Genomic DNA, 22,178 nt, shown 5'->3' with positions numbered 1-22,178 from the left:
TGTTCAGGAACGACCTGGAAACGCCACCAGGCTCAAAGACCGAGCAACGGACGGAGCCGGGCGGCAAACCCGTGAAAGCTCGCAAAGGGAGCCGTCTCGGCCAATGTCAGCCAGTCCTGCTCTACCCCGGCAGCCAGCTTCAGGCCAGCGTGACCGAATTCCGCACGCACCATATCCTTGAACCAGGCAACATGCTGCGCTTTGCGTTGGCGTTGCAAGGTCTCGCCTGACGCGATGTGCGCATGGTGGCGCGTCCAGTGGTCAACCAGATCATCAACACCGCTGAGGGTTTGCGCGGAGACTTCGCACACAGGCACCTTCCACCCTGCAGTGCTGTCGGTATCGCTCAACGACAGGGCGCCCGCGACATCCGAGGCAGCCCGACGGGCAAGCACACCCATATCTGCCTTGGTGACAGCCACGATATCCGGCAGCTCCATGATGCCGGCCTTCATGAACTGCAGACTGTCACCCGATCCGGGCTGGATACACAGAACAACCGTGTCGACAGCCTGCTTCAGGTCACCTTCCGATTGTCCGATACCAACGGTTTCAACGATCACGCAGTCACACACGCACCGGAGAACGGCGATTGCCGCAACCGCATGATCGGAGAGGCCCCCAAGGCGATCTCGCGCCGCCATGGAGCGGACGAAGACGCCATCGTCGGATGGATCGGTTTTCAGGCGGGTTCGGTCACCCAGAAGGGCACCACCGGTCACCGCGGAAGACGGATCAATCGCAAGTACAGCCACAGTCTGCCCCGCCGTCCGGCACGCCTTGATGAGCGCGTCGGTCAGACTTGATTTGCCGACGCCGGGCGGACCGGTGAGGCCCAACACTTTCGCGGTGGCTTCACCAGCGGCCGAATCCAGAAAAGCCGCGGTTTCGGCGTCCTCCGCATGGCTTTCCAGCCGGCTGAGAACCCGCGCGAGCTGCCTCTTGCCTCCCGCGCGCAAGGTGTCCAGCTGGGGGTAAGCATCGCTCACACCGCGCTCCCCTTGGCCTCGACCGGAGTTTTCCGCCCCATTCAGCTTCCGGACTTGAACTTCAAGGCCGCCTGAGCTGCCGCCAGGCGGGCAATCGGCACACGGAACGGTGAGCAGGAGACATAGTCCAGACCGACGCCTTCGCAGAAGGAGATCGAGGCCGGATCACCGCCATGCTCCCCGCAAATGCCAAGCTTGATGTCGGGACGGGTCGACCGGCCGCGTTCAACGCCGATCTTGATAAGCTCACCCACGCCTTCCTGATCGAGAGAGACGAACGGATCCTGCTCCAGCAGGCCGCGCGTCTGATACGTCCCCAGGAAGGAAGCCGCATCATCGCGCGAGATACCGAAGGTGGTCTGCGTAAGATCGTTGGTACCGAAGGAGAAGAACTCGGCAGACTGTGCGATTTCCGCCGCTTTCAGGGCGGCGCGCGGCAGTTCCACCATGGTGCCGATCTGGTATGTCAGTTCCGCTCCGGTTTCGCTCATCACGGCTTTTGCCATGGCCTCGATGCTCTGGCGTACGAGGTCGAGTTCTCCCTTGAGGCCGACCAGCGGAACCATGATTTCCGGAACCACCGGTGCGCCGGTTACCTTGGCAGCCTCGACAGCCGCCTCGAAGATGGCCCGGGCCTGCATTTCGGCGATTTCCGGATAGGAAACCAGCAGACGGCAGCCGCGATGGCCGAGCATCGGGTTGAATTCTTCCAGTGCCAGCGCCCTGTCGCGAAGCAACTCCGGATCGGCACCCATGGCTTTTGCGACGTCCGCCAGTTCCTCTTCCGATTTCGGCAGGAATTCGTGCAGTGGCGGATCCAGCAGACGGATCGTTACCGGCAGGCCGTGCATGATTTCGAAGAGATCGGTAAAGTCCTGCCGCTGCATCGGTAAGAGTTTTGCAAGTGCTGTCCGGCGTCCGGCTTCGGTCTCGGCCAGGATCATCTCGCGCACGGCAATGATACGCTCGCCTTCGAAGAACATGTGCTCGGTGCGGCAAAGGCCAATACCTTCAGCGCCGAACTCCCGCGCAACCTTGGCGTCTTGCGGCGTTTCCGCGTTGGTGCGCACGCGCATGCGGCGCACCTTGTCCGCCCAGCCCATCAGCGTGCCGAAATCGCCGGAGAGTGTCGGCTGCAGCATCTCGACCTCACCAACCAGAACCTGTCCGGTGGCTCCATCGATGGTGATGATGTCGCCTTCCTTCAACTGCCGTCCGGCAGCATTGATCACACCGTTGCGATAGTCGATCCGCAGCATCCCAGCCCCGGCGACACAAGGCTTGCCCATGCCGCGCGCCACCACGGCCGCGTGGCTTGTCATGCCGCCCCGGCTGGTCAGAATACCCTCGGCCGCATGCATGCCATGGATGTCTTCCGGGCTGGTTTCCACGCGAACAAGAATGACCTTGCGCCCTTCCGCCTTGGCTTTTTCCGCCTCGTCGGAGGAAAAGACGATGGCACCGGACGCAGCGCCGGGAGAGGCTGGCAGGCCGGTCGTGATCACATCGCGCTTTGCTTTCGGATCAATTGTCGGGTGCAGGAGCTGGTCGAGCGCAGCAGGCTCCACGCGGCCAATGGCCTCTTCCTCACCCAGCAGCCCTTCGGCAACCATGTCGACTGCGATCTTCAGCGCCGCCTTGGCGGTGCGCTTGCCCGACCGGGTCTGCAGCATCCAAAGCTTGCCCTTCTCGATCGTGAACTCCAGGTCCTGCATGTCCCTGTAATGGGCTTCCAGCTTGGCACAATAGGTCTGGAATTCGGCAAATGCCTCCGGCATCAGCGCTTCCAGCGACGGGCTGGAAGACCCGGCCCCGGTGCGGGCCTTCTCGGTGATATCCTGCGGTGTCCGGATGCCGGCAACCACGTCCTCGCCCTGTGCATTGACCAGGAACTCGCCATAAAGGGCGTTTTCGCCAGTGGAAGGGTTCCGGGTAAAGGCGACGCCGGTCGCAGAGCTCTCGCCCATGTTGCCGAACACCATGGCCTGAACGTTGACGGCAGTTCCCCAGGAGGACGGCAGATCGTGCAGACGGCGATACGTCACGGCACGCGGCACCATCCAGGAACTGAAGACCGCGCCAATCGCGCCCCAGAGCTGCTCCTGCGGATCCTGCGGGAACGGCTTTTCCAGTTCTTCTTCCACCAGCGCCTTGAACTTCTCGATGATGCCCAGCCAGGCATCCGCATCGATTTCGGTATCGAGCGTCAGTTCATTGCGTTCCTTGTACTCTTCCAGAATTTCTTCAAACTCATGGTGGTCGAGGCCCAGCACCACGTCGGAATACATCTGGATGAAGCGGCGGTAGCTGTCGTAGGCGAAACGCCTGTCTCCCGCCTCTTGCGCGATCGCTTCGACGGTCTGGTCGTTAAGGCCGAGGTTCAGGACGGTATCCATCATGCCGGGCATGGAAACACGGGCGCCGGAGCGGACGGAAACCAGCAGCGGCCGTTCCGGGTCACCAAACTTTCGGTTGGTCGCCTCGCCGACCTTCTCGAGCGCTTCGGCAACCTGTGCCGTCAAAGCGTCCGGATAGGATTTTTCATGCTCGTAGTACCAGGTGCAGACTTCCGTGGTGATGGTGAAGCCCGGTGGCACGGGCAGACCCAGGCTGCTCATTTCGGCAAGGTTTGCGCCCTTCCCACCGAGAAGATTACGCATATTCGCTGCACCTTCTGCAGCACCATTGCCGAAACTGTAGACCCACTTGGTCATCTGATACTCTCCTCGCCTAGTTCGGTCTGCGGCGTCTCGCGCGCAGCCAACTCGCATTATCATTCCGGCAGCAATCGGGCCGCACCGGCACCAGATCTTTTTGCACCGCACATTCCTGCTACGGCAACTGCTTGTCTTCAAGCCCTTTTTCAGCGAAACCGGTTATGATTGGTCGTAAGTCTTAGCATTTCCGACGTTGAGCAAAATCAAAAGGATTTAAACCCGCAGAAAGTTATCCCGGGCGCCTTGCCGGTCAGCCTTAAAGACGCCATTGTCAAAGGTAATAAGCAGTAAACCCACCAGATTCAGGGACAGAAGTGCGAACAATGATGACAAATCCGACCGGTGCCGTTTCGACCAGGGATCGCAGTCCTCTCCGCCGGAAACTGCTTGCGCTGGTCAGCGTGCTCGCCCTTCTTCCCGCTACCGCACTTGCCGAAACGAGCACCGAACCGGAAACACTTGGCACACCGTCCGATCTGCCGTTCACGCTGTCCGGCAGCTATCTTTCCGGCCGCCTCGCCGGTTTCCAGAAAGACTACGCCCAGGCAGCGGCGTTTTACGAAGAAACCCTGGCCGCCGACCCGAGCAATACGATGTTGCTCGAACGCACTTTCCTCCTGAAGTTGGCCAATGGCGATGTCGAACAGGCCGTTGTCTACTCCAAGGAGCTGGAAAGCGCCGGTCTGCAGAATTTCCTCGCGCAGCTGACGCTCGGTGCTCAAGAGATGCTGGACGGCCGCTATGAAAAGGCCAACGAAGAACTTGAGCGGGGCCGGAACGGCCCGCTCGCGCAGCTTTCCATCGGTATCTCCCGCGCCTGGACGCTTTATGGCAGCGGCAAGATCGACGAAGCCGTCGCGATGATTGACGGACTTGAGGGACCGGACTGGTTCGAAGTGTTCAAGTCCACCCACAAGGCACATCTTCTGTTTGCCGCAGGGCGTAACCAGGAAGCACTGGAAGCCGCCGAGAGCGCCTATGCCATCGACCAGGGTGCCCTGCGCGTCGTGGACGCCTACACCCGCCTTCTGGCCGCCAACGGACGCCAGAAGGAAGCACTTGATGCGCTCGATCAATACGATGCACAATTCCGCGGTCACCCCAAGCTTGACCAGACCCGCGAGGCTATCAGCAGCGGTGAGATCATTCCGCCGCTCGTTACTGATCCGGCAGCCGGCATGGCGGAAATCCTCTATGGCCTTGGTGCCGTAATCGGCCGCGATGGCGGTGAAGAGCTTTCGACCTCCTATCTGCAGCTTGCGCTCTACCTCGATCCGAAGGCCGAATTTGCAGCCATTGCTCTCGGCAGTGTCTTTGAGCGGATGGAGCAGCCGGAACGGGCCATCGAAGCCCTGATGATGGTGCCCGATGACAGCGTGCTGAAGCGCGAAGCCGAAATCCAGGTTGGCATGAACTACAATGCCCTGGAGATGGTGGATGAAGCCCGCAGCCATCTGGAAGAGCTTATCAAACAGGATCCCTCGGATCTTGAAGCCGTGATCGCACTTGGCAACATCCTGCGTGCACACGAAATCTACGAGGACGCCGAGGCAACCTACTCCAAGGGCATCGACACCATTTCCGAACTGCAAAGTCAGCATTGGCTGATGCTTTATTTCCGCGGTATCGCCCGGGAAAGACTGGGAAAATGGGAACTTGCCGAAGCCGACTTCCGCAAGGCGCTTGAACTCAACGAGGATCAGCCACTCGTGCTCAACTATCTCGGCTATTCCCTGGTCGACCAGGGCCTGAAGCTGGATGAAGCCCTGGGCATGATCAAGAAAGCCGTCGAACTGCGGCCAACAGACGGATACATCGTCGATAGCCTTGGCTGGGTTTATTTCCGTCTTGGTCGCTACGAAGAAGCGGTAAAGGAACTGGAGCGGGCTATCGAGCTTCGCCCGGCGGATCCGGTCATCAACGATCACCTGGGCGATGCCTACTGGATGGTCGGTCGTCGCAACGAGGCAAGGTTCCAGTGGAACCACGCCCGCGACCTGGGTCCGGACGCAGAGGAATTGCCGAAAATTCTGGAAAAGATTGCCGAAGGCCTGAAGGAGGTTCCGGGAACGGATGCCGCCAAAGCCGAGACCGGCAAAAACGGCGGCTAACCGGACACACCCATGGCCCTCGCCTCAAAGTCTTCCCCCCGGGTGGAGCTGGCCCGGGCCAAGGTGAATCTGGCACTGCATATTACAGGTCAGCAGCCGGACGGCTATCATTTGCTGGATTCGCTCGTGGTCTTCCCCCAGATCGGCGACAGACTGGCAATAGAAGCTGCCGGTGAGCTCGACCTGCAAGTCGAAGGCCCGTTTGCGCGAGACCTGACGGGCCCGGTCGAAGACAACCTTATCCTGAAGGCCGTGCGCAGCTTCGCCGAAAAGGCCGGTATTGATGTTCCACAGGTTCGTCTGACACTGACCAAACGCCTGCCTGTCGCTTCCGGCATCGGCGGCGGCTCCAGCGATGCCGCTACCACCTTGCGCCTTCTGGAGGACTTCACCGGCACCTATCTTGCCGAGGAAGATCTGCACGCGCTGGCGCTGACGCTTGGGGCGGATGTACCGGTTTGCCTGTTTCCGGAACCCCAGATCATGCGCGGCATCGGCGGCGACCTGAGTGCCGGTCCGGACCTTCCGCCTTGCGGTATCGTGCTTGTAAACCCGAGGGTTGGCGTATCCACTCCGGAAGTCTTCAAGTCCATGGAACAGCGGGACAACGCTCCCATGGATCTCATGCCGGAAAAGTTTGAAACGCTGGCCTCGCTAGTCGCCTATCTGGCAAGCTGCCGCAACGATCTGCAGGACCCGGCCAAGGGTCTGTGTCCTGAAATCGGTCAGGTTCTGTCCGAACTTGAAGCCGATGCCCGCGTCGACCTTGCAAGGATGTCCGGCTCCGGTGCGACCTGCTTCGGCCTGTGTGAGTTGAATGCCGCCATGGACGTCGAACGTGCATTGCGCAGCAGCCATCCCGACTGGTGGATCGCCTCCGGGCCGCTCTCCTGACAGAACGCAGAGTTGGCTTTTAGAAAACAAAGAAAAAGCCGCCATTTCAAAAATGGCGGCGTTTCAATTTCGTCAGAAAAACAAATACTTGTAAGAGTTAGCTCACACGCGAGATGCAGAAGGCAACAGCATCACCCAGCGCATCGCTATGCGCACCGGACGGCAACGTGTCCAGTGCAGCAAGAGCCTTGTTGCCGTAGTCCTTCGCCCGCTCGACCGTTTCAGACAAGGCGTCGTATTTCTTCAAAAGCTCGATGGCCTGTTCCAGATCACCATCCTGGATTTCCTCGCCTTCCAGGCAACGTCTCCAGAAGTCGCGATCTGCATCAGTGCCACGGGCAACGGCCAACACCACCGGTAGTGTGATCTTGCCTTCGCGGAAATCATCGCCGACATCCTTGCCGAGATCTGCGGAAGAGCCACCATAGTCGAGCGCGTCGTCAACTAGCTGGAACGCATAGCCGAGTTCCATGCCGTAGGTCCGCGCGGCCCGCTTCATTTCCACTGACTGCCCGGCAATCACGGGGCCGACTTCGGCAGCAGCGGCAAACAGAGCGGCGGTCTTGGCCTCGATCACCCGCAGATAGTCTGCTTCGGTCGTGGCGATGTTCTTTGCAGCGCCAAGCTGCAGCACTTCGCCTTCGGCAATGACTGCGGATGCCGTGGAGAGGATGCGCAGCGCTTCCAGCGAACCGACATCGACCATCATCTTGAAGGCCTGTCCGAGCAGATAGTCGCCGACAAGAACACTTGCCTGGTTCCCCCAGAGCTTGCGCGCTGCAAGCTTGCCTCGACGCATGTCGCTTTCGTCCACGACATCGTCATGCAACAGCGTGGCGGTATGCATGAATTCCACGCTGGCCGCCAGCGTGACATGACCATCGCCCTGGTAGCCGAACATCTCGGCACAGGCCAGCGTCAGCATCGGCCGGAGCCGCTTGCCGCCGGAGGAAATCAGGTGCTTGGCGATTTCCGGGATCAATTCAACATTCGATCCTGCCTTCGACAGGATCAGATCGTTGACCTCGCCCATGCCGCCGGACACCAGATCAACGAGCGACTGAATGCTCGGACGGCGCGGCTGATCGTCTGTATAAGTTGCAACAACGGCCACTAATGGCACTCCCTGAATATTTGTGCGGACAATATGTTGCGAACGCCTTCGGGGCAAGCCGCCAATCCATTGACAAACTGTTGAAATGCCGCAATCAGCTGGTTTTGCTGTAAACGGGTCGGATGAGGCTTTCTGTTCGACCGCAGGACATGGACCGCTAACGCCGGGAATCTTATGGAAGAACTAGTCAGAACAAACGATCCCGTCCTGATTTCCTTTCTGGAATCGATTCTTGAAGATGCCGGCATCAAACATTTTGTCGCAGACGGCAACATGAGCATTCTGGAAGGTTCGCTGGCCATGATCCCGCGTCGCATACTTGTCGATTCAGACCAGATCCAGATGGCGCGCAAGCTGGTGCGAGACGCCGGTCTGGAACATGAACTGCGCCCGGAAAGCGGCCGGGCCTGACATGACTTCGCCGACGGACAGCACCGAATGCACATCACAGGAAACAACCCATGACGCTTTTCTGGGCGGCAAGGTCTATGTGCATCAGCCCAAGCGTGGCCGGCACAGGGCAGGCCTCGATGCGGTTTATCTTGCGGCGGCCCTGCCGAATGGTACCCGGGGGCATGTCATCGACCTTGGCGCGGGTGTCGGCACCGCCGGGTTTTGCGCCGCGGCGCGCTTGCCGGACATTCGGGTAACGCTGGTTGATATCGACGAGACCGTGCTCACCCTCGCCCGTCGCGGCCTTGAAGACCCCGCCAATGGCGCATTTTCCAGCCGTGTTTCCCTTCTGGAAGCCGATATTACGGCCAAGGGAAGTGCGCGCCACGCAGCCGGTCTTACCCCCGCATTGGCGGACCATGCCATCATGAACCCGCCCTACTATGAGGCGGACCGCTTCCGGGCATCGCCCAACAGTGCTCGTGCCGGCGCGCATATGCTCGATGACCGAGGACTGGAGCCATGGGCGAAAACAGCAACGGATATTGTCAAGGAAGGCGGCAGCCTGACCGTCATCTTTCGGGCAGACGGTCTGCAGGAACTGTTGAGCGTTCTCAAGGGCCGGTTCGGCGCAATCGAAGTCATTCCGCTTCGTCCAAGGCAGGAAGCGGCAGCAACACGTGTTCTGCTGCGCGCCATTCGCGCCAGCAAGGCCCCCTTGCGGCTGATGCCGGGGTTCGTATTGCATGAGGGGGACGGATCCGATTTCACCCCTCAGTCAAAAGCCGTCATGCGTGATGGCGAAGGACTTGGCCTCAGCGCGCGCTGATTCCTGTCCCGCCTATCTCAGTGCACCACGATTTCTCCGTCCGCGTAGCGGAAATCAACCGGCGAGATCAGGGTCTGATGCGCAACGCGAACGGAATGGATGCGACCTTCTATCTCCCGTTCCCAGAACACGAGAAACCTGGTCAATTCGGGAAATTTCGGCGCCAGGTCTTCCGTTTGCCACAGGAAACTCTGCAGCAACTTCGGATGATCAGGCAGACGGTAGAGGATTTCCGCCGTCATCAGTCCATAACCGAGAAGGCGTTTTTCAAAGTCAGAGCTGGTTTTCATGCCAATCCTTTCTTCTGTGCAAAGAAAGATTGTCACGGAAATCTGGTTAACCAAACCCGACTTTTGGATATTTGCTGTTTAAAAACAGCAATTTAGCAGCACTCGACAGGCACTGCTAACAACAGGAGCCATGGGCTGCAAAAAGCATCATTTCACTTGGATGGTGGTCAGATACCCCAGAAAGGCGTCGATGTCATCCGGCTCCAGCGCGAATTCCGGCATGTTGTCATGTGCCGTCACGATGCCTTCCGCCAATGGTTCTTCCAGGCTTTCCAGCGGATACCGGCTGGAAAGATCACGAAAGGCAGGAGCACCGGCCTGTGCACTCTGGTCGTCCCTGCCGACTGCATGACACGTAGCACAATGGATTTCCGCCAGCTCCCGGCCGGTCGCAACGCTCACCGGATCCGTCGGATAAGCTCCGTCAGAAGCCAGGGCGGACGATGCTGCAAACAGGATGACGGCGACACCAAAAAACGGCTTGCTGCACGACACTCTACTTCCCTCCCTTGAATCAGTTTCGCTTTTATAGAAGGTTCGGAAACAGAAACCCATTAGGGGGAACACGGTGGCCACGAAAAATGTGCCTTCAACACCAATGTTCTCGACGCCAGTATCTCTATATAACCGGGATCACCACCCGTTCACCGGAGGAAACATGAACCAGCTGCCGGCTTCCATTGACGACACTCTCGCCCTGATGGATCAGGCGGGCTACGTGGCCGACCGGTCGCTTGCCACCGTTCTGCATCTGGCCCTGAAGATGAAACGCCCCCTGTTTCTGGAAGGCGAAGCCGGTGTCGGCAAGACGGAAATTGCCAAGGTCCTGTCGTCGACCCTCGGAAGAGACCTGATCCGCCTGCAATGCTATGAAGGTCTCGACGTCGCCTCCGCGGTCTATGAGTGGAACTACCCCGCTCAGATGGTCGAAATCCGTGTCGCGGAAGCAGCCGGTGACACTGACCACTCCGAGCTTTCCAAATCGATTTTCGACGAACGCTTCCTGATCAAGCGCCCCGTGCTGCAGGCGCTCGAACCTTCGCTGGCAGGCGCGCCGGTGTTCCTGATCGACGAACTCGACCGGGCGGATGAAGCGTTCGAAGCCTTTCTTCTGGAAGTTCTGGCCGATAACCAGGTGACAATTCCCGAGCTCGGCACCGTGAAGGCAGCCGAGCCGCCCATCGTCATCATCACGACCAACCGCACGCGTGAAATTCACGATGCCCTGAAACGCCGCTGTCTCTACCATTGGGTCGACTACCCCGATGCCGAGCGCGAGCTGGAGATTGTCCGCCGCAAGGTTCCCGGTGCCGCCCAGCGCCTTGCAAGCGAAGTGGTTGCCTTCGTGCAGAAGCTGCGTGCCGACGAGGATCTTTTCAAGCAACCCGGTGTCGCCGAAACCCTGGACTGGGCGACAGCTCTTTCCGAACTCAACGAAATGGCGCTCGATCCGGACATGGCATCCGACACGCTAGGCCTTCTGTTGAAATACCAGGACGACATCGAACGCGTCCGCGGCTCCAAAGTGCGCCAGATGATCGACGACATCCGCAAGGACGCTCCGCACCAGCAATCCATGCCGGCGGTTTGAACAGGTGACAAGACCACAAGCGTCCCATCGCACTCATCCGGGAGGCTGCAATGACACCCTCTCCTGAGTTGCGATCGCGGATCACGGACAACATCGTCTATTTCGCGCGAACGCTGCGCAAGGCGGGCGTTCCCGTCGGCCCCGCCTCCGTGGTGGATGCGGTTGCGGCCGTGGAAGTCTCCGGCATCGAAAGCCGTGAGGACCTCTACTGGACACTGCATGCGGTCTTCGTGCGCAAACGCGAACAGAAGGTGCTGTTCGACGAGGCCTTCCGGATCTACTGGCAAAGCCGTGGATTGATCGAGAAGATGCTGGCGATCCTGTCGCCGGTCGCCCCGCCCAGAGGTGAGCCTGAAAAACCGAAGGCCGGCCAGACACGGGTCTCGCAGGCGTTTCAGGCAGCGCAAGAGCGGGTCGCAGAGGAAACCGTTCCCCAGATCGAAATCGATGCAAAGTTCACCGTCTCCGGCAAGGAATTGCTGCAGACCAAGGACTTCGCGCAGATGACGTCGGATGAAATTACCGAAGCCAAGCTGGCGCTCAGGGCCATGACAATGCCTTTGGACAAGATCAGGCTTCGTCGCCTCAAGCCGGCGTCCAGAGGAAAAGTCGATCCACGCCGAACCTTGCGCGCCTCCATGCGGGCCGGTGGTGACATAATTGACCTGAAGTTCCGCAAACCGGCGGAAAAACGGCCGCCGCTTGTCGCCCTTTGCGATATCTCCGGAAGCATGAGCCAGTACTCCAGGCTTCTGCTGCATTTTCTGCATGGTCTGACCGTGGAACGGCGGGATGTACACACATTCCTGTTTGGCACCCGTTTGACGAACGTCACGAGACAATTGCGCATGAAGGATCCTGACGAGGCCCTGGAAGCTTGCTCGTCAGGTGTCGAGGACTGGTCGGGAGGCACCCGCATCGCCTCTGCACTGCATGATTTCAACCGGCATTGGTCTCGCCGTGTGCTGTCGGGACAGCCGACCGTACTGCTGATCACCGACGGCTTGGAGCGCGATACGGACGAGGATCTTGAGCGGGAAATGGACCGGCTGCACCGCTCTTGCCGTCGACTAATCTGGCTTAATCCCCTGCTGCGCTTCGAAGGCTTCGAAGCAAAGGCAAAGGGTATCCGCGCCATGCTGCCGAATGTGGACGAATTCCGAGCGGTTCATTCACTCGACGCGGTTGCCGATCTTGTCGCTGCGTTGTCGGGTTCAGGCGGTCGCGACAGCAGTGCCAATCCGAAGCGTTGGTTGAAACCGTAACGTTGGTAGCCCATTGCGCAGACGTGTCCAATTGACACTCAAAAGTCTGGAAGACGGTGCCTGACTGGCCTGGTTTCATGCAGGCTGGAAGCAGGTGATTTTCTGCTTCAAAATGACGGCATGAACAAAGAGACCCTGCCAGCTTCGTGTTGGGGCACTAGAAGTTGACAGGGTCATTTGAGAGGTCGTTTGCAGGCCTCGGACCCACCATATATTCAATTTCATGAAACTAAATGCGACATGCTGCCTCTGCGGCAGGGTGTGCGCTGCCGCATGAACTTGACCTCGAAAACGCGATTAAACTGCGCTACACTTTTGTGGTGTGAAACAGACGTTACTTCTTGAATTTGCTGCCGCGTTATGACCAGGAACAATAATCAGGATCTCGACAAAACAGTCTACCATCAAGTGATTGGCTGTTCGCTTCTGCTCGTCATCCTGTTTGGTCTGGGACACAACGTCTATCTTTCTTCCGGCGATCCCTTTTCCGGCCCAAAGCCGTCTACTCATCCAATCACGGCACTTGGTTTTCTCATTCTGGCCGGAGCTATCTTCTTTCGTCTGCAATGGGCGCGCTCGGTCTGGCTCAGGGGTACCCTGTGCTGCCTGATGATCCTGCTCTCGGGCCTTCGTATTGCCGAGGCCCTGTTTCCGGATCAGATCACTCTATTTGCCGACAGCTGGCTGTCCCATTCCCTGGAATCGATCAATATGTACGGCCGGTTCTCGATTGAAACGGCTCTCTTCCTGTTTTGCTGCTTCAGTTTCGAGCTTTCCCAGGAACGGCATACTGTCGTCAGGCTGCTCCTGGTATCTGTCTGCCTGGCCGTATTGTCCTTCGGCTTTGCGGAAACAGTCTATGCGTTCTTTCTGTGGGGGAACGAACTGTCGATGATCACGCAATTCGGCATGTGGCTGGTGTCGGTAGACCTCCTGGTCCAGATGCGCAATCAGGCTCCTTTCCAGAGCGTGATGCAACCAGGCAGATCAAATTTCTACCGTCAGTTCACCGCGCTTGCTCTTTACCTGCTGCCCATGATCATCGGCACGGTCGTGCTTCATAAAATGCAGATTTCCCCCTCCGAGCAGGCCCCGTTCGAACTGTTCTTCGCGGGAACAAGCTGCCTGCTGCTGGGTGTCGTCCTGATGCTGGGAACCTATCTGGACCGGAAGAAACCCCCGGAAAATGCCTGGTCGGCACCGTCATCCGGACGCAATGGCAAGCGGGACAGGTAAGACTGATCTCCTCGCCAGTTACCGGCTAGCCAGCGAATGCACCTGGCTGGTTCACGGCAATGCCACCACAGGCGTGCGAACCGTTACCCTTTGAAACAGGTCCTCGATGTCGTGATTGGCCATCCGGATGCAGCCATACGAAACCGCGCGCCCGATGGAGCCCGGCCGGTTGGTGCCGTGAATGGCGTAGTTTCCGTTGGACAGCGTCATGGCGGCAACGCCCATCGGGTTGTTGGGCGCGCCACCGCGAATGACCGTCGGCAAATGCGGAAAGTCTCGACGGACTTCGTCCGACGGAGCCCAGTCGGGCTTCACGTATTTAGCCGTTATGAATGCCTGTCCGGTCCAGGATTTTTGCCGTTTGCCGACTGCAACCTTGTAGCGGATCGCCCTGTTGGCGCCGAGCACAAGATAAAGCCGCTTTTCGGAATTCTTTATCACGATAGTTCCGGCGCGAAAGCGGGCATCCGAGAAGCCCACCACTTCGGCGGCATCGGCAGACTTTGGCGGAACACTGATTGCAACAAGCATCATCAAAGGAATGAAAACGCGGAACAAGGAGACCAGACGCATTACAAACTCCATGCAGTTGCGCCGAGATTACCTTGCCCCTTCCCTTGAAAGAACCGGGACAGGCCTATTTTCTTACCAAAAGGTTAATCAGCACTCCAACGTGAAGAGACAATACGGCGAGCCAACTGGTATCTGGGGGTGAGCGAATACCGGTCGAACAATCGCATCTTTGCCTGTGACAGGCGTCACCGCGTCTGACGGAGCCTCATGAGATACTGCGTCCATGGCTCGAAGAGAGAGCCTGAGTTTAAAACTTGCGGAACATGGCCGCACCAGTTGCATCGTTTATCTTGTTCAAGGACCTGTCGAATGACCCAAACATCTGCCACGACACGCGGCTTCAATCGCCCCTTTCGAAAAACCGTCGCAACCTTCGCCTGTCTTGTCGCACTCGCCGCGGCACCTTTGCCTTCATTCGCCGGATCTTTGACTGGCACCTACCTGCTGTCACCGGCTCAACTGGCCACCGGCTTTTCTGTCCGGGTCCTCGGACGCGGCCCTGTAACGGGTGAATTCAAGACCGTATCCGGCAAGATGACACTGGACCAAAACCGTCCGGAGAAGAGCCAGGTGGTCGTGAAGGTCGACCTGAGAAGTGTTCACACGAACAACGACAAGGTTACAGGTTTTCTGAAGAGTTCGGCCATGTTTGATGTCGCCAACCACCCGGTGGCCACATTCCAGAGCACCCGGGTTCATATTACCGGCCAGAACACGGCGGAAGTTGAGGGTGTCTTGAACCTTCGCGGAAAGCAGAAACGCACCAAGCTTTCGGTGAAGATTACCGACAGCAAGGCCAACGGTCAGGTCGGATTCGAAGTGTCAGGCGGGTTTTTCCGCAGCCTCTACGGCATGGATGCCGGTTTGCCGATCTACGCCGACAAGGTCAATCTCGAGATCAGAGGCACCGGAAAACGTAGCTGACCTCCACCATTTGCCTTGTATTCCTGAGAAGCACGCGTGCCTGCAAGGGCCGCGTGCTCTTGCATTATGGGGCAGATCTAGCGGGTTAGTGGCACACCATTGCGCCACTCATAGACAATGTAGTCCGGCAGATTGCTGTCACCGTTGCCGTCGAAGGTTACATCTCCGAGCACCGTGTCGAAGGTTCCTTCCTGAAGAGCAGTCGCCACGCCTTGCAACGCCGTACCACCAGCGACCTCGACAGCCTGTGCCCAGGCCTGAATTGCGGCATAGGTCGTCAATGTGAAGCGGTCTGCGGAAGCTCCCGCCGCTTCCAGATCAGCAACCAGTTCCTGCGCTTCGGGGCGATCCCGGGGGATCTCCGGATAGGTCAGCAAGGTTCCATTCCCCGCCTCACCTGTTACGGACCAATAGTCTTCCGTCATCAGTGCATCACCGGCCACCAGCACCGCGTCCAACCGCTGACGGTCCATCTCCAGCTTTATCAGCCCCGCTTCCGGGTGATAACCGCCCAGGTAAACAACATCGACAGCCTGAAGCTTCAGTTGCGACACGAGGCTGCGGAAATCGTCACCGCCTGCGTCAAACCCCAGCGCCATGCTCTCGCTGGTTCCCAGCTCGTTCACGACCGCCTTGACCGCGTCAGCAAGACCTTTGCCGTAGGCTGTCTTGTCATGCAGAATTGCAATTCGTTTGTCGCCGAATTCATTCACCAGCAACCTGCCGGCCACGTCCGCCTGCCGGTCATCCCTCGGGGCGAGACGAAAAATGCCTTCGCCTTGCCGCTCATCGGTGAATTTCGGCAAGGTCGTTGCCGGTGACATCTGAACGATCCCCGCACCGGCATAGACTTCAGCGGCGGCAATAGAGCTGCTGAAACAAAGATGGCCGGCAACAAAGACAACGTCTCTGCCGATCAACTGGTTGGCCACGGCCACAGCCTGGTCCGCATCACAGCCATCGTCGACAGTTTCCAGCACCAGTGTCTCGCCATTGACCCCGCCGGCCGCATTGAGGTCGGCAACCGCCTTTTCCGCGCCGATACGCATTTCTTCACCGAAAGCAGCAAACTGCCCTTTCATCGGCCCGGCAACAGCGATCCGGATGTCGGCGACAGCAGGTGTCGCAACGACGCTGTAAGCCAGGAGGCCAGCACTGGCCAGAAACTGCTGAAAGGTCATTCGTCTCCCCAAGATCCGGTGATCGCCCCCTACCCCTAGCGCGGCCCGGTCCGCAGCTCAATCCGCACTTGTGGCTTAGGTGGCAAATGCGGAACACCTGCCCCATATGAATTCATGAGCTTTCCGGCCCACGACTTCGGTTGGATGGGTTTACGAGACCTTCCGACGTGCGTTCATAAGGTGTTGACCTTGAAATATCAGAAAAACCCGTCTGCACCGTGTCGAGCACAGCATGGTCTAGGCATCCTTTCCGTGGCCGCCTAAACTCCCGTCCGCGTCCGACAGACGATTGATTCCCGCTGAGCCGCCCAGGAGCCGACTTGATGTCCCCAACCTCTTCAGAATCCGAAGACCAGGACAGGCTTCCCCTGGAGACCGCCATTTTTCGGGAAGCCATGAGCCGGATTGCCGCAGCCGTCCACGTGGTGACCACTGACGGCCCCGGCGGCCGAATGGGTGCAACCGTTTCGGCTGCCTGTTCGGTCAGCGACGAGCCCGCCAGCATTCTGATCTGCCTGAACAGGAAAACACGCATCCATGGCGCAGTTCTCGAAAACCGCTGCTTCTGCCTCAACACGCTCAGCGACGATCACGAGGAAATTTCCGACACCTTTGCCGGGCGAGACAAGCTGGACATGCCGCAAAGGTTCGAGAAAGGCGACTGGACAAGTCTGGCCACTGGCTGCCCCGCCCTCGACAGCGCGCGTCTCAGCGTCGATTGCGAAGTCTATTCAGTCACCGAAATGGGGACGCATTCGATCATCGTCGGCACCGTAACCGACCTTCGGATGACCGATCCCGGCAAATCCCTTCTCTATGTCCGCCGCGGCTACAAAAGCCTCGACACCTGACACGCAGCCGATCACACTCCTTATCGTCCACCTTCAATCGAGGACCGTCTGCCCATGGCCGGTTTACGCAACCTGATCACCGATGTCCCGGGCCTCAAGGTTGGCAATGCTTCCGATCTTGAACTGAAATCCGGGGCGACCGTGCTCGTACCGGACGAACCCGCGGTCACCTCGGTGGCCATTCACGGCGGTGCACCTGGCACCCGTGAAATCGCGCTCCTGGAGCCGGAGCAGACCGTCGAGAAGATCGACGCCATCGTGCTGGCCGGTGGATCCGCCTTCGGTCTGGATGCCGGTGCAGGTGTCCAGGGACGCCTTGCCGAACTGGGTTACGGGTTCCAGGTCGGCCCGGTCCGCGTTCCGATCGTTCCCACCGCCATCCTGTTCGACCTCCTGAACGGCGGTGACAAGAGCTGGGGACAGGCAGCGCCTTACCGGGATCTCGGCCGGTCTGCACTTGATGCAATCGGCCATGATTTTTCCCTCGGTTCCATCGGTGCCGGCACCGGAGCCACCACCGCAAATCTGAAAGGCGGTCTCGGGTCTGCCTCCCATGTACTGGAAAACGGCATTACGGTCGGCGCCATTGTCGCGGTGAACGCGCTTGGGCGAGCAACCGTGGGGGACAGCGCGCACTTCTGGGCGGCCCCCTTTGAAATCGGCGATGAGTTCGGTGGCCTGGGAATGGCGCATCCGCTGCCGCCGGACAGCATCACGGTCCGCACCAAACTTGACGGCCTCAAGGCCGGTGCCAACACCACGATCGCAGCTGTCGCGACCGATGCCATCCTGACCAAGGGCGAAGCGAAACGCCTCGCGGTCATGGCGCATGACGGGCTCGCGCGGGCTCTCTGGCCCGCCCACACACCGCTTGATGGCGATCTCGTCTTCGCCCTCTCCACGGGCCAACGCCGAATGGAAAACGGACTGGAAGACATGGTTCAGCTCGGTGCGGCAGCCGCTTCGTGCCTGGCACGTGCCATCGCCCGCGGCGTCTATAATGCAGCCCCGGCAGCCGACGATCCGGTCCCGACGTGGCGAGAGCGGTTCGGAAGCTAGTCACCAGATCCGACGCGCGCCGACCTGCGTAAACTGGGCAGATTTTCCTGAAGGAGGTTCTGCCCATCATGACCCGCGTTCACCGTTTTCTGCTTCTCGCCATGTTCGCCATAGGTGTCTGCGCTTCTGTTCCGGCCGACGCCAAATCCCTGGTGCTGGAAGAATTCTTCCGCGGAAAAACGGTGGGCAAGGGCGTTTTTGAAAGCAAGATCGCCGGTGTCTACCGACCATTCACCGTCACGTTGACAGGAACCTGGAACAGCAAGACCTTTACGCTCCGGCTTCGCGAGGACTTCGTCTACGAAGACGGTGAACGTGATACCAAGACCTGGTTCTTTCAGAAGGTTGCCGAAGACCGATACATCGGCCAGAGAGCCGACGTACTGGGTCCGGCAAACGTTCGTACGGATGAAAATGGAGACCTTCGTTTCTCCTACGTCGCGAGCCTGGAGACTGAGAACGGGCCATTGCTGCTTCGTTTTGACGACACGCTGACACAGGTCGACAGAAACACGGTCAGGAACACCGCCAAGGTCATGAAGGCCGGGATTACGGTCGGTACGGTTTCGCTGACATTTAAAAGGTAAAGCTTCCAGGGCTCAGGTACGACTTGGCGCTTGATCGGGAGTGATTTCAAGCCTTTACTCTGCGGAAGAAATTGTCCGTGGGGGCTTCATGATACCGATCCGGCACTTCCTGCCACATCTCCTGAACCTGATGTTTTCAATGGCTCTTGTGGTAGCGGGCCTTGCAAGCCAGTCAACCTTGGCAAGCGCAATGGGCACGGGCCTTGCCGAAACGCTTGAGAACAAACTGCTTGAACCGTTCGACGGCGACTTCGACGCCTTGCTCAAGCGTGGCTACATTCGGGTCCTGATCCCGTTTTCAAAGACCGGTTACTTCATCGACAAGGGCGTTCAGCGCGGCAGCTCGGTTGATCTCATGACCGAGTTCGACAAATACCTGGACAAGATCCACGAGAAGAAGGCGAAGGATGCAAAGCTCGTACTTGTTCCGACCCCAAGAGATCACTTGTTTTCAGATCTTGCCGCGGGCAAAGGCGACATCGCGATCGGCAATCTGACCATTACCCGCGAACGGGAAGATCTGGTCGCCTTTTCGTCCCCTTTGCTGAAGGATGTGCACGAAGTACCGGTCACCGCCGTAGGGGTTGCCGACCTTCCCTCACCTGAAGCCCTGTCAGGTCAGACCGTTCACGTCCGGGCTTCGTCTTCCTATTATCAGAGCCTCAAGGCACTTAACGACAGGCTCGGCAAAAAAGGCGCCAAGCCGGTCGACATTGTGACCGCTGACGAGCACATGGAAGACGAGGATCTTCTGGAAATGGTGGCAGCCGGCGCCATTTCCATGGTGATCGTGGACCAGCACAAGGCCGAGCTCTGGCTGGAAGTTCTGGACGGCCTGAAGATGCATCCCTCGGCAGCCGTGCGCACGGATGGAGAGATTGCCATAGCCGTTCGCAACAATGCGCCGGAGCTCCTGAAGGAAGTCGATGCCTTCGCCGCCACCGTGACAAAAGGCACCCTGCTCGGCAACATCATCCTCAAGCGATATCTGAAAGAGGCCGACTACCTCCGGGACATGCGCAGCGCGGACTACAAGAACGACCTCGCCAGTCTCCAAACCATTTTTCAGAAATACGGGGACGAGTATGAGATCGACTGGTTGTTGATCGCCGCGCAAAGCTTTCAGGAATCGCGTTTCGACCAGAAAGCCCACAGCCGCGCGGGCGCCGTTGGACTGATGCAGATCAAGCCGGCTACGGCCAAAGGCGACCCAATCAACATCAGCGGCATTGATGCAGATCCGGACAAGAACGTTCAGGCAGGCGTCAAATATCTTCGGTACCTTGCCAACCAGTATTTTGCCGGTCTTCAGACACGGGATGCCAACCAGACCTTCTTTGCGCTTGCGGCCTACAACGCCGGCCCCAGCCGGTTTGCCAAACTGCGCGAAAAAGCCAAGCAACAGGGCTTTGACCCGGACAAGTGGTTTGACAACGTCGAGTGGATCGTGGCTTCCGAAATCGGCCGGGAACCTGTCGATTACGTCGGCAACATCTACCAGTATTACGTCGTGTTCTTCAACCAACAGCAGCGTCGGCAAACAGAAGCTGCCGAGAAGGCGGCAGCCGGAAACTAGGATCTTTCGCGAGCAACATGAGGACGTTCAACGAAGGCCGTTTGAACGTCCACCATGACCGATGCAAAACGCTTCAGGCAACCTTGCGACCAAGAGCAGCGGCCCGCGCCAGCATCTTCCGCTTTGCCTCGCCGCTCGATCCGCGGATCGGCGAGAACATATGGTAGCCTTTGGGCTTGAGACCGCAGAAATCGAGGATCTGCTTCTCGGTTTGCTTTTTGGCACCGGCACCATAAATCCAGGTGAAGTACCAACCCGGTGTGTCGGAAGTCACCAGGACCTGCGCGGTGCGGCCCTTGAGCAGTTGCTCAGGCAGAGGCTTGCCTTTCACATATTGAAAGGACATGCCCGGCAGCAGGATCCGGTCGAACAACCCCTTCAACCTGCCCGGCAGACCGCCCCACCACAATGGGTGCGTGAGCACGAAATGTTCACACCACAGGATATCCTGCCACAGTGCTTCTAGGTCAGGCTCCAGAGGCTTCGCATCCTTGAAGGATGACACTCCGAAATCCGCGTCGAAGTCCAGATCGGCCAGATGCCTGACCCGCACTTCGTTTCCACCCTTTTGCGCATGATTTGCATATTCCGCCGCGAGGGCGCCGCAAAACGTGTCCTTGGCTGGGTGTCCTTCCAATACCAGTATTCTTGTCATGTCCAACCTTGTGAGCTTGCAGGCGTCAAACGCCAAAATTGACCGTGGTCATTTTTTGACATTCGGCATCACATCCGTCAAGATATTTTTTGACCACGGTCATTTTAACGGAAAATCATGACACGCAAACCACAACAGCGGAGCATTGCCACAAGGGCACGGGTCCTGGCTGCCGCACGCGATCTCAGTCAAAAACACGGATTGGACCTGGTTACCGCGGAAGCGGTTGCTCAGGAGGCAGGTGTCGCAAAGGGGACCGTGTTCTCGCATTTCGGCGATATGGACGGCCTTTTGTCCTACGTGCTGCTGGACCGGCTGAATGCCCTGCGTGCGGCGACGTCCGACGAAGCAGCAGAACCCGACCAATTGTCCGACCCTGTCGGACTGCTGACCCGGCGCATGATGGCCCTGATCGACGTCATCACCGACAGCCCGACAATCCTGCGGCTGTTCCTGGACAATATCGGTGTAACCAAACCCAATTGCGCTGCTGAATTTGTCGAAACTCTGGACGCCCTCGATGCGGAACTGGAGCATTTCCTGACGTTCTGGCAACAGGGGGCCAGCCTGAAGCCGAACCTGAGGCAGGATCGGTCAGCCAAGGAAATGGTCGATGGGCTGATTGCCTTCATGATCCATGGAGCCATCCTGGTCAAAAGCCATCAACTGACTGACAGGGTGGAACTGGAACATCGGCTCCGCCGCCATGTCGAGGCTTTCCTGATCAGACAATGAGAGTGATCAAAGCGGGCTCGAATAGAGTGACTGCATCCTGATCGGCAGGGTTAGCTCAACCCTTCCGGTCTTCCGGCATTTCCCCCGGCCAGAACACGACGTGGTTCTCGTAGTCTTCCAGAGCCATGCCGTCTTCGGGGATCGTCCGCCCGCGAACGGAAATGCCCGCCTGATGGACCGTTTCAGGATCTCCCGACACCAAAGGATGCCACCAGTAGAGATCCTTGCCTTCCCGCACCAGCCGATAGGCACAGGTTGGAGGCAGCCAGGTCAGTGTCCTCACCTCACCCGGTGTGAGCTGAATGCAGTCCGGCACGATGGTTGCCCTGTTGTCGTAATCCTTGCAGCGGCAGCTGGTGCCATCAAGCAACGTGCAGGCAACATCCGTCCAGACGATTTCGCCGGTGTCCCAGTCCTCAAGCTTGTTGAGACAGCAGCGTGCGCAGCCGTCGCAAAGCGATTCCCACTGGGACTGCGTCATGTCTTCCAGTGTGCGGGTTTTCCAGAACGGAAGCTCGCGTGAGGTATCGTCCACAGTCATGAAGTCTTGTGCGCCTTTCTTGGGCCGGAACAATCGGCGCCTATCATGCTACAGGCTGTCGGGCAAC

General features: G+C 58.7%; 22 protein-coding genes. 13 read left to right on the top strand and 9 right to left on the bottom strand.

Annotated elements, in window-relative coordinates; genetic code table 11:
* Positions 1 to 32 precede the first annotated feature (32 nt).
* Positions 33 to 989 carry an ArgK/MeaB family GTPase gene (locus ACYQ6M_RS07640; RefSeq protein WP_460073049.1) on the bottom strand — a complete coding sequence of 319 codons (957 nt, stop codon included), beginning with the start codon at positions 987 to 989 and terminating at the stop codon, positions 33 to 35.
* Between the two features lie 41 nt (positions 990 to 1,030).
* Positions 1,031 to 3,703, bottom strand: a complete 2,673-nt coding sequence (ppdK, locus tag ACYQ6M_RS07635; RefSeq protein WP_460073047.1) for a pyruvate, phosphate dikinase — start codon at positions 3,701 to 3,703, stop codon at positions 1,031 to 1,033.
* 326 nt (positions 3,704 to 4,029) lie between these two features.
* Between ppdK and ACYQ6M_RS07630 the strand changes: the two genes are divergently transcribed.
* Positions 4,030 to 5,817, top strand: coding sequence for a tetratricopeptide repeat protein (locus ACYQ6M_RS07630; RefSeq protein WP_206907650.1), 1,788 nt, complete (start codon positions 4,030 to 4,032; stop codon positions 5,815 to 5,817).
* A 12-nt stretch (positions 5,818 to 5,829) separates the two neighbouring features.
* Complete coding sequence (locus ACYQ6M_RS07625; RefSeq protein ID WP_460073045.1) at positions 5,830 to 6,711, top strand: 4-(cytidine 5'-diphospho)-2-C-methyl-D-erythritol kinase; 882 nt, start codon at positions 5,830 to 5,832, stop codon at positions 6,709 to 6,711.
* Positions 6,712 to 6,808: 97 nt separating this feature from the next.
* On the opposite strand, the gene ACYQ6M_RS07620 is transcribed toward ACYQ6M_RS07625, so the two are convergent.
* Positions 6,809 to 7,825 carry a polyprenyl synthetase family protein gene (locus ACYQ6M_RS07620; protein WP_023001041.1) on the bottom strand — a complete coding sequence of 339 codons (1,017 nt, stop codon included), beginning with the start codon at positions 7,823 to 7,825 and terminating at the stop codon, positions 6,809 to 6,811.
* Between the two features lie 174 nt (positions 7,826 to 7,999).
* On the opposite strand from ACYQ6M_RS07620, the gene ACYQ6M_RS07615 reads away from it, so the two are divergent.
* Positions 8,000 to 8,236, top strand: a complete 237-nt coding sequence (locus ACYQ6M_RS07615) for a putative signal transducing protein (protein WP_055654874.1) — start codon at positions 8,000 to 8,002, stop codon at positions 8,234 to 8,236.
* A 1-nt stretch (position 8,237) separates the two neighbouring features.
* Positions 8,238 to 9,047 (top strand): tRNA1(Val) (adenine(37)-N6)-methyltransferase, encoded by an 810-nt coding sequence (locus ACYQ6M_RS07610; RefSeq protein WP_460073042.1) that lies wholly within the window; start codon positions 8,238 to 8,240, stop codon positions 9,045 to 9,047.
* A gap of 17 nt (positions 9,048 to 9,064) precedes the next feature.
* On the opposite strand, the gene ACYQ6M_RS07605 is transcribed toward ACYQ6M_RS07610, so the two are convergent.
* The gene (locus tag ACYQ6M_RS07605) at positions 9,065 to 9,337 is read right to left on the bottom strand and encodes an usg protein (protein WP_031269297.1); all 273 of its coding nucleotides are present in this window, start codon (positions 9,335 to 9,337) and stop codon (positions 9,065 to 9,067) included.
* Positions 9,338 to 9,484: 147 nt separating this feature from the next.
* The gene (locus ACYQ6M_RS07600) at positions 9,485 to 9,832 is read right to left on the bottom strand and encodes a c-type cytochrome (protein ID WP_168692810.1); all 348 of its coding nucleotides are present in this window, start codon (positions 9,830 to 9,832) and stop codon (positions 9,485 to 9,487) included.
* A gap of 163 nt (positions 9,833 to 9,995) precedes the next feature.
* Between ACYQ6M_RS07600 and ACYQ6M_RS07595 the strand changes: the two genes are divergently transcribed.
* From ACYQ6M_RS07595 to ACYQ6M_RS07585, 3 genes are all read left to right on the top strand, one after another.
* On the top strand, positions 9,996 to 10,928 hold the full coding sequence (locus ACYQ6M_RS07595; RefSeq protein WP_460073039.1) for an AAA family ATPase: 933 nt from the start codon (positions 9,996 to 9,998) through the stop codon (positions 10,926 to 10,928).
* Positions 10,929 to 10,978: 50 nt separating this feature from the next.
* Complete coding sequence (locus ACYQ6M_RS07590) at positions 10,979 to 12,193, top strand: vWA domain-containing protein (protein WP_055654880.1); 1,215 nt, start codon at positions 10,979 to 10,981, stop codon at positions 12,191 to 12,193.
* A gap of 360 nt (positions 12,194 to 12,553) precedes the next feature.
* The gene (locus ACYQ6M_RS07585; protein ID WP_023001034.1) at positions 12,554 to 13,429 is read left to right on the top strand and encodes a hypothetical protein; all 876 of its coding nucleotides are present in this window, start codon (positions 12,554 to 12,556) and stop codon (positions 13,427 to 13,429) included.
* A gap of 51 nt (positions 13,430 to 13,480) precedes the next feature.
* Here ACYQ6M_RS07585 and ACYQ6M_RS07580 read toward each other — a convergent pair whose 3' ends face one another.
* Positions 13,481 to 13,960 (bottom strand): L,D-transpeptidase, encoded by a 480-nt coding sequence (locus ACYQ6M_RS07580; RefSeq protein WP_286133815.1) that lies wholly within the window; start codon positions 13,958 to 13,960, stop codon positions 13,481 to 13,483.
* A gap of 351 nt (positions 13,961 to 14,311) precedes the next feature.
* On the opposite strand from ACYQ6M_RS07580, the gene ACYQ6M_RS07575 reads away from it, so the two are divergent.
* Positions 14,312 to 14,926 carry a YceI family protein gene (locus ACYQ6M_RS07575; protein WP_460073036.1) on the top strand — a complete coding sequence of 205 codons (615 nt, stop codon included), beginning with the start codon at positions 14,312 to 14,314 and terminating at the stop codon, positions 14,924 to 14,926.
* A 77-nt stretch (positions 14,927 to 15,003) separates the two neighbouring features.
* Here the strand turns inward: ACYQ6M_RS07575 and ACYQ6M_RS07570 are convergent, their stop codons facing one another.
* Complete coding sequence (locus tag ACYQ6M_RS07570) at positions 15,004 to 16,107, bottom strand: branched-chain amino acid ABC transporter substrate-binding protein (RefSeq protein ID WP_460073034.1); 1,104 nt, start codon at positions 16,105 to 16,107, stop codon at positions 15,004 to 15,006.
* Between the two features lie 323 nt (positions 16,108 to 16,430).
* Between ACYQ6M_RS07570 and ACYQ6M_RS07565 the strand changes: the two genes are divergently transcribed.
* The 4 genes from ACYQ6M_RS07565 (at position 16,431) to ACYQ6M_RS07550 (ending at position 20,180) form a co-directional block, all read left to right on the top strand.
* Positions 16,431 to 16,958: a flavin reductase gene (locus ACYQ6M_RS07565; protein WP_023001030.1), complete on the top strand. Its 528-nt coding sequence runs from the start codon at positions 16,431 to 16,433 to the stop codon at positions 16,956 to 16,958.
* A 54-nt stretch (positions 16,959 to 17,012) separates the two neighbouring features.
* Positions 17,013 to 18,017, top strand: a complete 1,005-nt coding sequence (locus tag ACYQ6M_RS07560) for a P1 family peptidase (RefSeq protein ID WP_168692808.1) — start codon at positions 17,013 to 17,015, stop codon at positions 18,015 to 18,017.
* A gap of 68 nt (positions 18,018 to 18,085) precedes the next feature.
* Positions 18,086 to 18,604 (top strand): DUF3833 family protein, encoded by a 519-nt coding sequence (locus ACYQ6M_RS07555; RefSeq protein WP_460073031.1) that lies wholly within the window; start codon positions 18,086 to 18,088, stop codon positions 18,602 to 18,604.
* An 88-nt stretch (positions 18,605 to 18,692) separates the two neighbouring features.
* Entirely contained in the window at positions 18,693 to 20,180 is a 1,488-nt protein-coding gene (locus ACYQ6M_RS07550; protein ID WP_460073029.1) for an MltF family protein, read from the top strand.
* A 73-nt stretch (positions 20,181 to 20,253) separates the two neighbouring features.
* Here the strand turns inward: ACYQ6M_RS07550 and ACYQ6M_RS07545 are convergent, their stop codons facing one another.
* Positions 20,254 to 20,835, bottom strand: a complete 582-nt coding sequence (locus tag ACYQ6M_RS07545; RefSeq protein WP_460073027.1) for an NAD(P)H-dependent oxidoreductase — start codon at positions 20,833 to 20,835, stop codon at positions 20,254 to 20,256.
* Between the two features lie 117 nt (positions 20,836 to 20,952).
* Here ACYQ6M_RS07545 and ACYQ6M_RS07540 point away from each other — a divergent pair, with 117 nt between their 5' ends.
* The gene (locus ACYQ6M_RS07540) at positions 20,953 to 21,570 is read left to right on the top strand and encodes a TetR/AcrR family transcriptional regulator (protein ID WP_460073025.1); all 618 of its coding nucleotides are present in this window, start codon (positions 20,953 to 20,955) and stop codon (positions 21,568 to 21,570) included.
* Between the two features lie 55 nt (positions 21,571 to 21,625).
* Here the strand turns inward: ACYQ6M_RS07540 and ACYQ6M_RS07535 are convergent, their stop codons facing one another.
* Positions 21,626 to 22,111 (bottom strand): YcgN family cysteine cluster protein, encoded by a 486-nt coding sequence (locus ACYQ6M_RS07535; RefSeq protein WP_209169451.1) that lies wholly within the window; start codon positions 22,109 to 22,111, stop codon positions 21,626 to 21,628.
* Between the last annotated feature and the right edge of the window lie 67 nt (positions 22,112 to 22,178).

Source organism: Roseibium sp. ROS1 (assembly GCF_054658215.1).
This window is presented reverse-complemented; position numbering and strand designations above follow the sequence as displayed.

Coding starts and splice junctions, on each gene's coding strand:
- ACYQ6M_RS07535 (WP_209169451.1), bottom strand. CDS start 22,111: ATGACTGTGGACGATACCTCACGCGAGCTTCCGTTCTGGAAAACCCGC.
- ACYQ6M_RS07565 (WP_023001030.1), top strand. CDS start 16,431: ATGTCCCCAACCTCTTCAGAATCCGAAGACCAGGACAGGCTTCCCCTG.
- ACYQ6M_RS07585 (WP_023001034.1), top strand. CDS start 12,554: ATGACCAGGAACAATAATCAGGATCTCGACAAAACAGTCTACCATCAA.
- ACYQ6M_RS07545 (WP_460073027.1), bottom strand. CDS start 20,835: ATGACAAGAATACTGGTATTGGAAGGACACCCAGCCAAGGACACGTTT.
- ACYQ6M_RS07575 (WP_460073036.1), top strand. CDS start 14,312: ATGACCCAAACATCTGCCACGACACGCGGCTTCAATCGCCCCTTTCGA.
- ACYQ6M_RS07570 (WP_460073034.1), bottom strand. CDS start 16,107: ATGACCTTTCAGCAGTTTCTGGCCAGTGCTGGCCTCCTGGCTTACAGC.
- ACYQ6M_RS07555 (WP_460073031.1), top strand. CDS start 18,086: ATGACCCGCGTTCACCGTTTTCTGCTTCTCGCCATGTTCGCCATAGGT.
- ACYQ6M_RS07540 (WP_460073025.1), top strand. CDS start 20,953: ATGACACGCAAACCACAACAGCGGAGCATTGCCACAAGGGCACGGGTC.
- ACYQ6M_RS07625 (WP_460073045.1), top strand. CDS start 5,830: ATGGCCCTCGCCTCAAAGTCTTCCCCCCGGGTGGAGCTGGCCCGGGCC.
- ppdK (WP_460073047.1), bottom strand. CDS start 3,703: ATGACCAAGTGGGTCTACAGTTTCGGCAATGGTGCTGCAGAAGGTGCA.
- ACYQ6M_RS07615 (WP_055654874.1), top strand. CDS start 8,000: ATGGAAGAACTAGTCAGAACAAACGATCCCGTCCTGATTTCCTTTCTG.
- ACYQ6M_RS07590 (WP_055654880.1), top strand. CDS start 10,979: ATGACACCCTCTCCTGAGTTGCGATCGCGGATCACGGACAACATCGTC.
- ACYQ6M_RS07605 (WP_031269297.1), bottom strand. CDS start 9,337: ATGAAAACCAGCTCTGACTTTGAAAAACGCCTTCTCGGTTATGGACTG.
- ACYQ6M_RS07595 (WP_460073039.1), top strand. CDS start 9,996: ATGAACCAGCTGCCGGCTTCCATTGACGACACTCTCGCCCTGATGGAT.
- ACYQ6M_RS07580 (WP_286133815.1), bottom strand. CDS start 13,960: ATGCTTGTTGCAATCAGTGTTCCGCCAAAGTCTGCCGATGCCGCCGAA.
- ACYQ6M_RS07630 (WP_206907650.1), top strand. CDS start 4,030: ATGATGACAAATCCGACCGGTGCCGTTTCGACCAGGGATCGCAGTCCT.
- ACYQ6M_RS07560 (WP_168692808.1), top strand. CDS start 17,013: ATGGCCGGTTTACGCAACCTGATCACCGATGTCCCGGGCCTCAAGGTT.
- ACYQ6M_RS07550 (WP_460073029.1), top strand. CDS start 18,693: ATGATACCGATCCGGCACTTCCTGCCACATCTCCTGAACCTGATGTTT.
- ACYQ6M_RS07610 (WP_460073042.1), top strand. CDS start 8,238: ATGACTTCGCCGACGGACAGCACCGAATGCACATCACAGGAAACAACC.